General features: G+C 73.0%; 12 protein-coding genes. 6 read left to right on the top strand and 6 right to left on the bottom strand.

The genetic code is table 11. From position 1 onward, the window contains the following. Window positions 1–13: 13 nt before the first annotated feature. From arsA to AACH11_RS18510, 4 genes are all read right to left on the bottom strand, one after another. The gene (gene arsA, locus AACH11_RS18525) at window positions 14–1,792 is read right to left on the bottom strand and encodes an arsenical pump-driving ATPase (RefSeq protein WP_341375744.1); all 1,779 of its coding nucleotides are present in this window, start codon (window positions 1,790–1,792) and stop codon (window positions 14–16) included. Window positions 1,793–1,939: 147 nt separating this feature from the next. Continuing rightward, window positions 1,940–2,308, bottom strand: a complete 369-nt coding sequence (gene arsD / locus AACH11_RS18520; protein ID WP_341375743.1) for an arsenite efflux transporter metallochaperone ArsD — start codon at window positions 2,306–2,308, stop codon at window positions 1,940–1,942. 66 nt (window positions 2,309–2,374) lie between these two features. Continuing rightward, window positions 2,375–3,040, bottom strand: coding sequence for an aquaporin (locus AACH11_RS18515; RefSeq protein ID WP_341375742.1), 666 nt, complete (start codon window positions 3,038–3,040; stop codon window positions 2,375–2,377). Window positions 3,041–3,042: 2 nt separating this feature from the next. Further along, on the bottom strand, window positions 3,043–3,363 hold the full coding sequence (locus tag AACH11_RS18510; protein WP_341375815.1) for an ArsR/SmtB family transcription factor: 321 nt from the start codon (window positions 3,361–3,363) through the stop codon (window positions 3,043–3,045). Between the two features lie 50 nt (window positions 3,364–3,413). Between AACH11_RS18510 and arsC the strand changes: the two genes are divergently transcribed. The 4 genes from arsC (at window position 3,414) to AACH11_RS18490 (ending at window position 9,376) form a co-directional block, all read left to right on the top strand. Next, complete coding sequence (gene arsC, locus AACH11_RS18505) at window positions 3,414–3,848, top strand: arsenate reductase (glutaredoxin) (RefSeq protein WP_341375741.1); 435 nt, start codon at window positions 3,414–3,416, stop codon at window positions 3,846–3,848. A gap of 197 nt (window positions 3,849–4,045) precedes the next feature. Then, on the top strand, window positions 4,046–6,010 hold the full coding sequence (locus AACH11_RS18500) for a methyl-accepting chemotaxis protein (protein ID WP_341375740.1): 1,965 nt from the start codon (window positions 4,046–4,048) through the stop codon (window positions 6,008–6,010). Between the two features lie 150 nt (window positions 6,011–6,160). Continuing rightward, window positions 6,161–7,114, top strand: a complete 954-nt coding sequence (locus AACH11_RS18495) for an SHOCT domain-containing protein (protein WP_341375739.1) — start codon at window positions 6,161–6,163, stop codon at window positions 7,112–7,114. A gap of 198 nt (window positions 7,115–7,312) precedes the next feature. Then, complete coding sequence (locus AACH11_RS18490; protein WP_341375738.1) at window positions 7,313–9,376, top strand: PEP-CTERM sorting domain-containing protein; 2,064 nt, start codon at window positions 7,313–7,315, stop codon at window positions 9,374–9,376. Window positions 9,377–9,401: 25 nt separating this feature from the next. Here the strand turns inward: AACH11_RS18490 and AACH11_RS18485 are convergent, their stop codons facing one another. After that, window positions 9,402–10,397, bottom strand: a complete 996-nt coding sequence (locus tag AACH11_RS18485) for a Bug family tripartite tricarboxylate transporter substrate binding protein (protein ID WP_341375737.1) — start codon at window positions 10,395–10,397, stop codon at window positions 9,402–9,404. A gap of 78 nt (window positions 10,398–10,475) precedes the next feature. Next, window positions 10,476–11,420 carry a dihydrodipicolinate synthase family protein gene (locus tag AACH11_RS18480; RefSeq protein ID WP_341375736.1) on the bottom strand — a complete coding sequence of 315 codons (945 nt, stop codon included), beginning with the start codon at window positions 11,418–11,420 and terminating at the stop codon, window positions 10,476–10,478. Window positions 11,421–11,567: 147 nt separating this feature from the next. On the opposite strand from AACH11_RS18480, the gene AACH11_RS18475 reads away from it, so the two are divergent. Together AACH11_RS18475 and AACH11_RS18470 are read left to right on the top strand one after the other, a co-directional pair. Then, the gene (locus AACH11_RS18475; RefSeq protein WP_341375735.1) at window positions 11,568–12,482 is read left to right on the top strand and encodes a LysR family transcriptional regulator; all 915 of its coding nucleotides are present in this window, start codon (window positions 11,568–11,570) and stop codon (window positions 12,480–12,482) included. 263 nt (window positions 12,483–12,745) lie between these two features. Then, window positions 12,746–13,093, top strand: coding sequence for a helix-turn-helix domain-containing protein (locus AACH11_RS18470; RefSeq protein WP_341375734.1), 348 nt, complete (start codon window positions 12,746–12,748; stop codon window positions 13,091–13,093). The last annotated feature ends 40 nt before the right edge of the window (window positions 13,094–13,133 follow it).

Here is a 13,133-nt window from a genome sequence, read left to right as displayed (position 1 = left end):
GGCGCTGGCGCGCTCAGTCCGGCGCCGCAGCCCCGCTGGACTCGGCCAGCGCGGCCAGCGCCGCCACCCCCACCGGCGCCCGCACCTGCCAGGCCAGCAGCGCGCTGCGGCGGGCTGCCACCCGGCGCACCGGGTCGATGAAGGGCACTTCGGCGGCGGCGCGCTGGCGCAGCACCGCATCGCGGGTGCCGCTGGCCAGCAGGCTCTGGTTGATGACCCAGGCCCAGGGTTCGATGCCGGCGCGCCGCAGATCGTCCTGCAGGCGTTCGGCCTCGTGCACCGGCGTGGCCTCGGCCAGGGTGACGATCAGCACCCGCGTCCAGGCGGCATCACGCAGCCGCGGCAGCAGGGCCCGCACGTGCTCGGGCAGGCGGCCGCTCTGCGTGCGGCTGACCTCGCGGTGGTAGGCCTCGGCCGCGTCCAGCAGCAGCAGGCTGTGGCCGGTGGGCGCGGTGTCGAGCACGACGAAGCCCTCGCGCCCCGCGTCCACCGTGCGGGCGAAGGCGCGGAAGATCGCGATCTCCTCGGTGCAGGGCGAGCGCAGGTCCTCCTCCAGCAGCGCGCGGCCGGCGGCGTCCAGCGGTGCGCCGGCCTCGGCCAGCACCTGGGCGCGGTAGGCCTCGACCTCGGCGGCCGGGTCGATGCGCGCCAGCGTCAGGCCGGGCAGCGCGTCGGCTTCCAGCGTCCAGGCCAGGTGGGCGGCCGGATCGGTGGTCGACAGCAGCACGCGGTGGCCGCGCCGGGCCAGCGCCACCGCCACGGCGGCGGCCACCGTGGTCTTGCCCACGCCGCCCTTGCCCATCGTCATCACCAGGCCGTGGCCGGCGGCGGCGATGTCGTCGATCAGGCTACGCAGTCCGTCGGGTGGGCAGGGGGTGATGGCGGCGTGGGCGTCCGCCGCGTCCGGTGCGGCCCGATCGTCGATCAGCGCGCGCAGCGCGGCCAGTCCGGTCAGCCCGCAGGGGCGGAAGGCCACCGCGCTGCGCGGCAGGGCGGCGAGGGCGGGCGGCATGCCGCGCAGCGCCTCGGCCTGGCGCGCGGCCATCGCGAGGGCGACCGCATCGTCGCCGTGCGCCTCGAACACGCCGTTGAGCGCCAGATGCTGGTGGCGCACACCGAGCGCGGCCAGCTCCTGCGCGCTGCGGTCGGCCTCGCGCAGGGCGGCGCGCTCGGGGCGGGCCACCAGCACGACGGTGGTCTGGCCGGCATCGCACAGTGTGCGCACGGCGTCCGCGTAGGTCGCCTGTTGCTGTTCCAGCCCCGACAGCGGGCCCAGGCAGGACACGCCGGCCGTGCTGGTCGACAGATGGCCGCTCCAGGCCATGGGCAGCGCCAGCAGGCGCAGCGTGTGGCCGGTGGGCGCGGTGTCGAAGACGATGTGGTCGATCTCGGGCAGCGGCGTGCGCCCGGCCAGCAGTGCGGCGAAGGCATCGAAGGCCGCGATCTCGACCGTGCAGGCGCCGGAGAACTGCTCCTCGATGCTGCGCAGCGCGGCCGCGGGCAGCACGCCGCGGTACGGCGCCACGGCGCGTTCGCGCCAGTCGGCCGCCGACGCCTCAGGATCGATGTTGAGCGCCAGCAGGCCGGGCACGTCGTGCACCGGCGTCGGCGTGCGGCCCAGCGGGGTCTGCAGCACCTCGTCCAGGTTGGACGCGGGATCGGTGCTGACCAGCAGCACGCGCCGTCCGTCGCGCGCCAGGCGCAGCGCGCTGGCACAGGCCAGCGAGGTCTTGCCCACGCCGCCCTTGCCGGTGAAGAACAGGTGGCGGGTGTGCAGCGGGGGCAGGCTCATGGTGGTGATGGGGGCGGAAAGTGGCCTGGCCTGGGCGGAGCGGAGCCGCGCAGGCCGGGCGTCAGGGATCGCCGGGGCCGTCAGGCAGGATCCCGCGTGGCGATCATCCGCGGGGCCCTCAGGATGCCCGTCAGCAGCGGGCGGGGCTCAGCAGCACTGGCCCGGCGCGCAGCAGCTGCGCGCGGCCGCGGCGGCTTCCGCCGGCTGGGCGACGGCGGGCCGGGCCAGCAGCTGCGCCATCTGCGCGCGCGACGGGTACAGGCCGGTGGACACCACCTGGCCGTCGAGCGTGACGATGGGCAGGCGGTCCATGCCGGCCTCCATCGCGCGCAGCACCTCGGGCTGGGCGGCGAAGGCGGCCGGGTCCTGGCTCAGGCTGTGGCGCTGCACCGCCTGGCCGGCGGCCTGCAGCGCCTGCACGTCGGCGCTGAACTGCACCAGCACCGGGTCGACGTCGGTGCCGCAGACGCCGGTCGGGCAGCACAGGGCGGGTTCGAAGATCGCGAGGGTCGACATGGCGGGGCTCCGTGGGGTTCAGGGACGAGGATGGTGCCGCTGGAGCGGCGCTGCGTTGACGCGGGCTCAAGCCCCGCGGGTGTCGGTCGCGCCCAGCAGCCGGTGCAGCGCCACGCCCAGGCCGGCACCGGCCAGCTGCGCGATGACGAAGCCCGGCACGCTGGCCGGCGCGATGCCGGCGAAGCTGTCGGAGAACATGCGGCCGAAGGCCGCGGCCGGGTTGGCGAAGGAGGTGCTGGCGGTGAACCAGTAGGCCGCGCCGATGTAGGCCGCCACCATCGCCGCCACACGGGCGGGCGGGGCCCTCAGGATGACCAGCAGCAGGCCGGCCGTGGCCACCGCCTCGGCGATCCACTGGCCCGGGCTGCTCCTCACCTTGGTCGACAGCTGGGCGAGCGGCAGATCGAACATCGCGTGGGCCAGCCAGGCGCCGCAGGCCGCCCCGGCCAGTTGCGCGACGATGTAGGGCGGCAGCGCGGACTTCTCGAGCGCGCCACGGGCGGCCATCACCAGCGAGACCGCCGGATTGAAGTGCGCGCCGCTGACCGGCCCGAACACCTCGATCAGCACGTACAGGCCGCCGACGGTGGCCAGCGTGTTGGCCAGCAGCGCCACGCCGACGTGGCCGCCCGACAGACGCTCGGCCATGATGCCCGAGCCGATGACCACGGCCAGCAGCAGTGCCGTGCCGAGCGCTTCGCCGAGCAGGCGGCGGGGGAGGGTGGAGGACATCGTCAGCAGCAGGGGCCGGTGGGCTTCAGGTCGCAGGGCTGACCGCCGCAGCAGTTGGTGGTCAGGAAGCCCAGCAGCGCGTTCATGCGGTCGAAGGCGGCGCGGTAGATCAGGTGGCGGCCGTCACGCGTCTGCGTGACGAGACCGGCGTTCAGCAGCTCCTTCAGATGGAAGGACATGGCTGCGGGCGCCAGACCCAACTGTTCACTCAAGGTGCCGGCCGACAGCCCCTCGGGCCCGGCCACCACCAGCGCACGGAAGGCCCGCAGCCGGTGGGCCTGGGCCAGCGCGCCGAGCGCGCGCACCACCTGCTCGTCATCGATCATGTTTCAATGATAATTGAAACGTTGAAACAAAGTCCAGGACCCGTCCCATGCACACGCCGATCGCCATCACGATCTATCACAACCCCGCCTGCGGCACCTCGCGCAACACGCTGGCGCTGATCCGCCATGCCGGCATCGAGCCCACCGTCATCGAGTACCTGAAGACGCCGCCCGACCGCGCCACGCTGCGCGCGCTGGCGGCCGCCACCGGCGAGCCGCTGCGCGCCCTGCTGCGCGAGAAGGGCACGCCCTTCGCCGAGCTGGGCCTGGGCGATCCGCAGCGCAGCGACGAGGCGCTGCTGGACGCCGTGCTGCAGCACCCGATCCTGCTGAACCGCCCGCTGGTGGTCAGCCCGCTGGGCACCGCGCTGTGCCGGCCGTCGGAGCGGGTGCTGGCCTTGCTGCCCGTGCCGGCGCTGCCGCCGTTCACCAAGGAGGACGGCGAGGTGGTGACCGATGACGGGGTGCGGCGCGGGGCCTGACGGTGCGCGGGGCAGCTTCCGCGCACCCTGCCCGGGCCGGCCCATCGATGACCGTTTGATGTCCACCGGATGACAGCGCGGCCCCGCCGTGCTGCGCTGCCGAAGCGGGTTCGGCGCTGTCGGCGGGCTGTGCGGGGGATCTACAGGGCTGTCCGTCCGTGGCCGAAAGCGCGGGCATTCTGGTACGGACCTCATCCATGACCTTGCACCGCTCGCGCCTCGCGCGTGCCCCGGCGATCTGGCGGCCGGGCCTGGCCCTGTTCGGCCGTCTGCGATTCCGCGCCAAGGCACTGCTGATCTCGCTCGTCTTCCTGGTGCCCATCCTGATCTTCGGCGGGGCGTGTCTGCGCACGCTGCAGCAGCAGGTCGACGGGGTGCGGCAGGAGCGCCTCGGCGTGGCGACGCTGCAGCGACTGGCCCCGGTGATGGCCGCGCTGGCCGAGTGTGCGGCACTCGGCCGGGCCGAGCTGGCCGGACACGACACCGCTGCGGCCGCTGCGGCCGCTGCGGCGGCGGCCCGCCGTGTCGACCAGGGCCTGCAGCTTCTGGGCCGCCAGGTGGCGGCCGACGGGGATCCGCTGGGCCTGACGCCTGATCTGAGTACCCTGCACACTGCCTGGCAGACCACCCGGTCCGCCTCCGCCAGCCACACCCGTCACGAGGCCGCGGCCGTTGCCCTGGGCCGGGTGGTCGACCGCACGGGCGAGGCCGCGGGCCTGACGCTGGACCCGGAGATCGGCAGCGCGGCGCTCGCCCACGCGCTGGGGCGGGTGCTGCCCCGCCTGATCGCCGATCTGGCTCAGGTCTGGGGCTACGGCCTGTATGGCGTCACGCGGGGTGCGCTGGACCACCCGGCGCAGTACCGGGACGTGGCCGTCTGGAATTCCCGCGCCGGTGTGGGTCTGGCCGATCTGCAGGCGGCCATCCAGCGGGCCGTGCAGATCCGCCCGGCGCTGGCCACGGTGCTGGACGCCCCGGCCCTGGCCCGGGCCGAGCGTTTCCGTCAGGGGGCCGATCCGTCCGACCTGGTCCGCGCCGCCGCGACGACCGACGAGGTGCTGCAGGACGGCCGGACGGCGCTGGCCGCGGTGGCCGCCGTCCATGCGCGTGGTCTGCCGGCGCTGGACGCCGTGCTGGCCGAGCGGCAGCACCGGCTGGAGCGTGAGCGCGCCCTGCTGCTGCTGACGGCCGGGGTCAGCCTGGCGCTGGCCGGCTACCTGTTCATCGCCTTCCGCCGGGTGCTGGAGGACGGCATCCGCCAGGTGACCGACCATCTGCAGCGGATGGCCGCCGGGGACCTGACCGTGCGCCCCGAGATCGACGGCGGCGACGAGACCGCACAGATGCTGGCCGCGCTGCGGGACACGCACGATGCGCTGAACGCCATCGTGCGCGAGGTGCGGCAGGCGGCCGACGGCATCGTCGGCGCCACGCAGGAGATCTCCGCCGGCTCCAGCGACCTGTCCGCCCGCACCGAGCACACGGCCGCCGATCTGCAGCGTGCCGCCTCCAGCCTCTGCGGCATCCGCGCGCACGCCGACGAGGCCACGCGGCAGGCCGCGGAAGCGGCACGCCTGGCCTCGACCAACGAGGCGCAGGCCAGCGATGGGGGCCGCGTGGTGCGTGCGGTCGTCGACACCATGGGCCGCCTGCAGGCGGCCTCACAGCGCATCGGCGAGATCAACGGCACCATCGACGCCCTGGCCTTCCAGACCAACATCCTGGCCTTGAACGCGGCCGTGGAGGCCGCGCGTGCCGGTGAGCAGGGACGCGGATTCGCGGTGGTGGCGGCCGAGGTGCGCAGCCTCGCGCAGCGCAGCGCCACCGCCGCGCGCGAGATCCGGTCGCTGATCGGCCAGAACGCCGAACTGACCGCCCACGGCACCGGCGTGGCCGGCGAGGCTGGCGACGCGATGGGCCGGATGGTGGCCAGCGCCGGCCGCATCCGCGGGCTGCTGGGCGACATCTCCGACACCGCCGCCCACCAGACCGGCCAGGTGCACGGCGTGGCCCGCACCGTGACCGACCTGGACACCGCCACCCAGCGCAACACCGCCCTGGCCGAGGAGACCGCCGCCGCCTGCGAGGCGCTGCGCCAGCGCGGCCAGCGCCTGGCGGCCAGCGTGGCCCGGTTCCGGGTGACGGGCCGGCAGGACGCCTGACCCTGTGCATGGCCGCGGCAGGTTCTGATCAGGGTCGACCGGGCGCGGGTCGATCCCGCATCTGACACCGGACCGCCGCACACGGCCGCGTACGATGGCCGCCGGGCGGTGCGGTTCAACCCGAGCCGCGCGCCCGCCACAGGACTTCCCATGCGACAGCTTTCCCCCGCCGGCCAGGATCTGGTCCAGGACATCGCCCGCCGACACGGCTTCAGCCCCGACGGCGTGCTGCACATGCTGGACGCGGTGATCGCCGGCAACGGGGGCATGGCGCAGTTCTCCCATCCCGACTTCTCCGGCTCGGGCCAGTGGATGAGCGGCGGCATGACGATGGTCTCGGACATGTTCAACCAGCAGCTGGCGGGCCGCGTGGCCAGCCTGTGCGCCGAACTGGCCCGGGTGGTGGCCGCCCAGCCCGATCTGGTGCGCGGCGGCAGCTTCCAGTCGCCGAGCCAGGGCGGCGGCACCTGGGGCTCCCCAGCGACGGCCTGGGGGGCCGGTGCTGGCGCGGGCCTCGGCGGCAACGACGGGCAGGGCGGCGGCCTGCCGGCGGGCCACGACCCGTCGGCCAGCCTCTTCGTGCCCGGCACGACGGGTGACTGGTGGCCGTCGGACCTGCGCTGGCCGGACAGCACCGGCGCACAGAACCAGGTGCGCTACGCCTACTTCTCGCAGGCCCACCGCCTGGTGATCGACATCGGCGGCACCGTCACCGTCTACGACACGCTGGACCATCACATCGGCGGTTTCGGTCAACAGCAGTCGGGCGGTGGCACGCTGTCGTTCACCAGCCAGTACGGGCTGATGGACGTCACCCGGCTGCCGGTGGTGTCGTCCAACGGGCAGCCGCCGCAGGCGCAGCCTTCCATCCAGGCCTCGCCGATGCCGGCACCGGCCTTCGCCCCTGCGCCAGCCTGGGCCCCGATGGCCTCCTCGGCACCGCCGCCGATGGCCGGCAGCGCCACCGGATCGGCCTCGTCAGGCCCCGCGGGCGCGGGCGACGTGCTGGCCACGCTCGAGCGCCTGGGTGACCTGCGCGCCAAGGGCATCGTCTCGGATGCGGAGTTCGCGGCCAAGAAGGCGGAGTTGCTGGCGAGGTTGTGAGCACACACGGCCGTGCCGCTCATCCTTCACGTTGACGATGCCGGCGGGGCGGTGTGGCAGCGGCGTGGGCCGAGGGTGTCCGTCGCCTGTCAGGATCGGGGCGGGGAGACCGGCTGAAGAAGGCGCGGACCCGCGCGGCGGGGGCCGCCGGCGTCCGTGGGTCGTGATCTTCCCGTTTCATCCAGGGGAGTCGACCGCATGTTCCGTCCGTCATCGTTCCGTGCCAGGGCGCGGGTTCCGGGTCTTTCGGCTGTCGCCGTGGCCATCGCCAGTCTTGCCATGCCGGCTTCGGCCGTCGATTTCGTCTGGCGGGGGGGTGACGGTCTCTGGTCCGATGCATCGATGTGGACGCTGCTCGGTGTGCCAGGTTCGGGCGACACCGCGCGCATCGCGTTCACCGGCACGGGGCGGGTACGGCTGGAGGCCGACACGCTGCTGGACGCGCTGTACATGGACGGCGGCCGGCTCGGTGGCACGGGGCGGCTGACGACGGGCGTGCTGGTGTTCTCCGGCGGCACGCTGGGCAACACGCCCGCCACGACCGGTCGCATCATCGATGTGCTGGGCCCATCGGTGTTCCATGGTGCCGGTGTGCTGGACGTGGACTACAGCACCACCCTCAACCTGTTTGGCGACAGCGCCTGGACGGTCGGTCAAGGGCGACTGGGTGTGGGCGGCGCGTTCCAGATGGGGATGACGCCCTATCCGCGCTCGCAGATCAACGTGATGGCGGGGGCCACCTTCGTCGACCAAGGCGCGGGCAGTGCGACGGGCGAGAAGGAACTGCGTGCCGGTGGCATCTTCGCCAATGCCGGCACCTTCGTGCGCGAGGGTGAAGGCACGACCTGGCTGGGCAACCTCCACAACACCGGCGTGGTCGACATCCGCTCGGGCACCCTGGTGCTCACCGGCAATGGAGGAGGGGGCGACGAGACGGTGCTGGGCGGCCTCACGCGCGTGGCGGCGGGCACGGTGCTGCGCCTGCATTCGAGCAGCAATGCGGATCAGATCGACATCACGGGCCGGGTTGACAACCAGGGCCTGACCTGGGTCACGGGTGGCACGGTGGTGCAGATCGCCGGGTCGGCGCAGGTGGGCGGGGCGTGGCGTGTCTCGGGCGGCACGACGGTGTTCAACGGGGCCCACACGCTGGCGGATCTGGTGCTGGACGGCGGTTGGCTGAACACGAGGCAGCGCCTGCAGGTCGGTGGTCTCGCCTGGACGGAGGGCCGCATCGGCACGGGGGTGTCCATGGGCGGCGGCGTGCTGGACGTGACCGGCCCCGCGAGCCTCAGCGGCAGTGCGGTGCTCGACGTGGACTACAGCACCACCGTCAACCTGTACGGCGAGACGACCTGGACGGCCGGTCAGGGGCGGTTGGGCGTGGGCAGTGCGTTCCAGATGGGGATGACGCCCTATCCACGTTCGCAGATCAACGTGATGGCGGGGGCCACCTTCGTCGACCAGGGCGCCGGCAGCGCGACGGGCACGAAGGAACTGCGTGCCGGTGGTCTTTTCGTCAATGCCGGCACCTTCGTGCGCGAGGGGGAAGGCACGACCTACGCGCGAGGTCTGGTCAACACCGGTCTCGTCGACCTGCAGGCCGGCCAACTGGCGGTCACGCAGGACCTCTCCAACACGGGCGAAGTGCGGCTGGCCACCGAGACCGTGCTGCTCGCGAGCAACGGTGTGCTGGCCAATGACGGTTGGATCACCGGAGACGGCCTCGTCCGGGTGAACACCGCGGGTCGTGCGCTGACCAACCGGGGCACGCTGTCGCCGGGCGTCGACGCCGTACCGGCTGTGCTGCTGTCGGCCTTGGCCGCGCCCGATGAGGCTGTCGTCAGGCTGTCGACCGGCAGCCTGCCCGGGATCGGCACCTTGACCATCGACGGCGACCTGATCAGCACCGATGCCTCGAACATCCTGCTGGACCTGGGGCCGGCTGGCCAGTCCGACCAGCTGGTGATCACCGGCTCGGTCCTGTGGGATGGCACCTTGACGCTGCGGGCCGCTCCGGGCTTCACTCTCCAGGCGGGTGACAGCTTCCTGATCGCGACCTATGGCAGCCGGCGTGCGGGCTCGACCTTCGACGCCATCGTCTTTGAAGGCCTGGATGCCGGCACCTTCGATTGGCAGTACGGTGACACCGGCCTGACGCTGAGCGTGACCGCGGCCGTGCCCGAGCCGTCGACCTATGCCCTGTGGTTGTGCGGCCTGGCGGGCCTGGTGGTCTGCCGTCGGCGGTGGACGGGCCGCTGACGCGAGAAGCCGCCCGGAGCCGACCTCACTCCGGCCTGAACCCCGCCGCCCGCAGCAGTTCCACCCCTTCGGCCACCTCGGCCGCGATCTGCTGGCGGAACTGCTCGGGGCTCTCGCTGACCGGGCTGATGCCGAGGGCTGCCCAGGCACCTGATTTCGCCAGTTCGGTGCCGGCGGCGTTGATGGCGGTGTTCAGTCCGGCGATGCGCTCGGCCGGTGTGCCCCTGGGCGCCCACACGCCGTACCAGGATTCGAAGGTGAAGCCGGGCGCGCCGGCCTCGGCCATCGTCGGCACGTCGGGTACCAGCGGGCTGCGCGCCTTCGAGGTGACGGCCAGCGCCCGCACGCGGCCGCCCTTGACCAGCGGCAGCAGCGAGATCATCGAATCCAGCAGCAGCTGCACGTGGCCGCCCGCCACGTCCATCGCCGCCGGCTGGGTGCCCTTGTAGGGCACGTAGGTCAGGCCCAGGCCGGCCTGGCGGGCCAGGCGCAGCGTGGCCAGATGCGAGGGCGCGCCGGCCGCGGGGATGGCGGCGGTCCAGCCCTCGGGCTGGCGGCGGATGGCGGCCAGCACCTCGGCCAGCGTCTTCTGCGGCTGGGTCGGGGGCACCACCAGCATCAGCGGCGCCTCGCCGACGCGGGCCACCGGCGCGAAGTCGGCTTGCGGATCGTAGGGCGCGCTGGCCAGCACGTGGCGCGTCATCACATGGGTGGCGGCCGAGAACAGCAGCGTCGTGCCGTCGGCCGGTGCGGCGCGCACGGCCTGGCCACCGAGCGTGCCGCTGGCGCCCGCCTTGTTCTCGACGAGGACGCTCAGGCCGTGCTGGCGGCGCAGCTGCTCGGCCAGCAGGCGGGCGGCGCTGTCGACACCGCCACCGGCGGCGAAGGGCACGATCAGGCGCAGGCTCTGGCCGCGTTCGGGAAAGGACGGCGCGCTGCCGGTGGCGCGTGCGCCCGTGGCCCAGGCGGGCGCCACGGCGGCGGCCAGCAGGCGGGCCGCGTGTCGGCGGGTGAGGCTCATGGCGTCAGCCTTGTCTCCTGGGGCGATGCCGATGGACGGATCATCGCCGGTTCTTCTCGTGTCGTCGTGGGGCCGCGCTCAGCCCGCCTGCACGCGGCCCAGGCCGGCGCTTTCCATCGCGGCGGCGATCTCGTGCTCGGCGCCCGGGGCCAGTGGCCGCAGCGGGCTGCGCACGGTGGCGTGCTCCAGGATGCCGCGGGCCACCAGCGCCCACTTCAGCGCCACCGTGCCCTCCATGTGCGAGCCGCGGTGGTAGACGTTGGCCGTCACCGGCAGCAGGCGGTCGTGCAGGGCGCGGGCCTTCGCATAATCCCTGGCCTTGCCGGCCTCGATCATCTGCACCAGCAGCTCGGGCGCGATGCAGCCGTAGCCCACCAGCGCGCCGTCGACGTCGAACATCGTGTGCAGCAGGTACTCGTCATGGCAGGTCAGGATCTGCAGGTCCGGGCGCTCGGCGCGGATGACCGGGATCTCGCGGTCCCAGCGCTTCATGTTGCGCACGCCGTTCTTCATCGCGAAGACGCCGGGCTGGGCGGCGATCTCCAGCTGCGTGTCCAGGTCATAGGTGCACTTGGTGGCGTCCGGGTACTGGAACAGGATCAGCGGCAGGCCGCTGGCCTCCCAGATCGCCTTGTACTTGTCCTGCGGTGCGCCCTTCTGGTAGCCGAAGCGCAACCAGCCATGTGAGGGGTAGACCAGGCCGGCCTTGGCGCCGGCCTGGACCGCGCGCCTGGCTTCCTCCGCGGCCACTTGCGTGCCTTCCAGCGTGATGCCGGCGATGATGGGGATGGCATCGCCCACCGCCTCGCGGAAGGCCTCGATCACGCGCATCTGCTCGTCGCGCTCCAGGAAGGTGCCTTCGCCGGCATGGCCCAGCACGGTCAGGCTCTTGACGCCGGGCACGCTGGCCAGCCAGCGGCCGAGGCGGGCGATGGCGGGGTAGTCGACGCTGCCGTCGCGGTTGAACGGGGTGACCGGGGCGGGGTTCAGGCCGCGCATGTCGAAGCCGGGCTTGCTGCTCATCGATGTCTCCTTGAAGAGGTGGGGCGGGAGGGGATGGGTGGACTGTAGAAAGCCGCTACCCTTGCGCCTAGATCGACTTCCGGGCTTTCAGACTTGCCGGATTCGGCAAGTCTGGAGGCGCTTCATCCTCACCCGCGTCCGCCCCCCATGCACCTCCCCGCCGTCCAGCTCTTCCTCGACGTGGCCGAGGCCGGTAGCCTGAGCAAGGTGGCCGCGCGCCGGCAGACCGCCCAGTCCCACATCAGCCGCCAGATCACCGAGTTCGAAGCGCAGTGCGGCGGCCGGCTGTTCCGCCGCACCGGCCGCGGCGTGGCGCTGACCGAGCTGGGCCAGCGCGCGGTCGCCCGCCTGGGCCCCTGGCTGCAGGCCACCGAGCAGCTGGCGCAGGACCTGCGCGCCGAATCGGCCCAGGTGATGGGCGAGGTGCGGCTGGGCCTCATCCCGTCGGCCGCGCACCCTCTGGTCACGCGTCTGTTCGAGCGGCTGCAGCGCGATCACCCCGGCGTGCGCCTGAACATCACCGAGGCCCAGGGCGCCGAGCTGGACGCGCTGCTGGACAGCGGCGCGGTGGATCTGGCCATCCTGTTCCGCCACAGCCGGCCCAGCGGCACGGATGAGCGGCCGCTGTGCGTGGCCCACAGCCATCTGGTGTCGGCACCCGGCGATCCGCTGACCCAGGCCGAGACCCTGCCCTTCGCCCGCCTGCAGGGCCTGCGCCTGGTGCTGCCGCGCCAGCCCAGCCACTGGCGCGCGGCGCTCGACGAGACGGCGCTCGGCCTGGGCTTCCGCCTGCAGGCTGCGGCCGAGGCCGATTCACTGACGGTGCAGAAGGCCCTGGTGGCGGCCACGCCCGGCCTCTACACCGTGCTCGGCCCCTATGCCTTCGCCGCCGAGGCCCGTGCCGGCACGCTGCGGGCCACCCGTCTGGTGCGACCCGACCTGACCCGCCACGTGACGCTGGCCTTCGCCCGCCAGGGCAAGCGCTCGGCCGCCTGCACGGTGGTGGCCGATGGCGTGCAGGCGCTGGTCGAGGCCTGGGGCCACCAGCTGACCGAGCCGTGAGTGTGGACGGGGTCATGCAGAGTGCCTGCAATACAGCAAAAAACTGCCATTCCATTTCGTCATTCGACGGTGAACTGGATAGATTTCTGCTGAAATGCAGCCCTCCTGCACGGTCCAGCTCCATCCTTGCGCGCGGTCGCACACGAGGCCGGGGCGCTGGGCCTGGAGCCTGAGGTCGCACGTTTCCTGCAGCCCCATCTGGTCGGCCGCGCCGATGAGCTCGACGGCCTGCGCTGAGCCGCCACACACGACGACACGCCCCCATGGACAAACGCTATACCCCGCTGAGCGTGCCCGAGCAGCTGGCCCTGCGCCAGCAGGCCATCGACGAGGTGCTGGCCCATCCCGAATGGCCGTTGGGCCGGGTCGTGCGCCATCTGCGGACCACGCTGCGGCTGACGACGGCCGAGCTGTCCCGTCTGTCCGGCGTGTCCAGCCGGGCACTGCAGGACATCGAACAGGGGCGCAGCGCCGGCACGGTGCAGACGCTCGACCGCATCCTCGGCCTGCTGGGATTGAGGCTGGGGGTCACCCGCCAGTCGGCCGAGTCCGCAGACCGGGGCACGGACCAGGCACCGTCACGGCCGCGTGATATTGCAAGATCCGGATAACGGCCGGTGGGGTCTGCGGCCTAAGGTGACGGTCATCCGA

It is taken from the genome of Pseudaquabacterium rugosum, assembly GCF_038066575.1.
GTDB lineage: Bacteria > Pseudomonadota > Gammaproteobacteria > Burkholderiales > Burkholderiaceae_C > Pseudaquabacterium > Pseudaquabacterium rugosum.
Note: the sequence above shows the minus strand (reverse complement) of the source record. Positions and strands in the feature narration are given on the sequence as shown.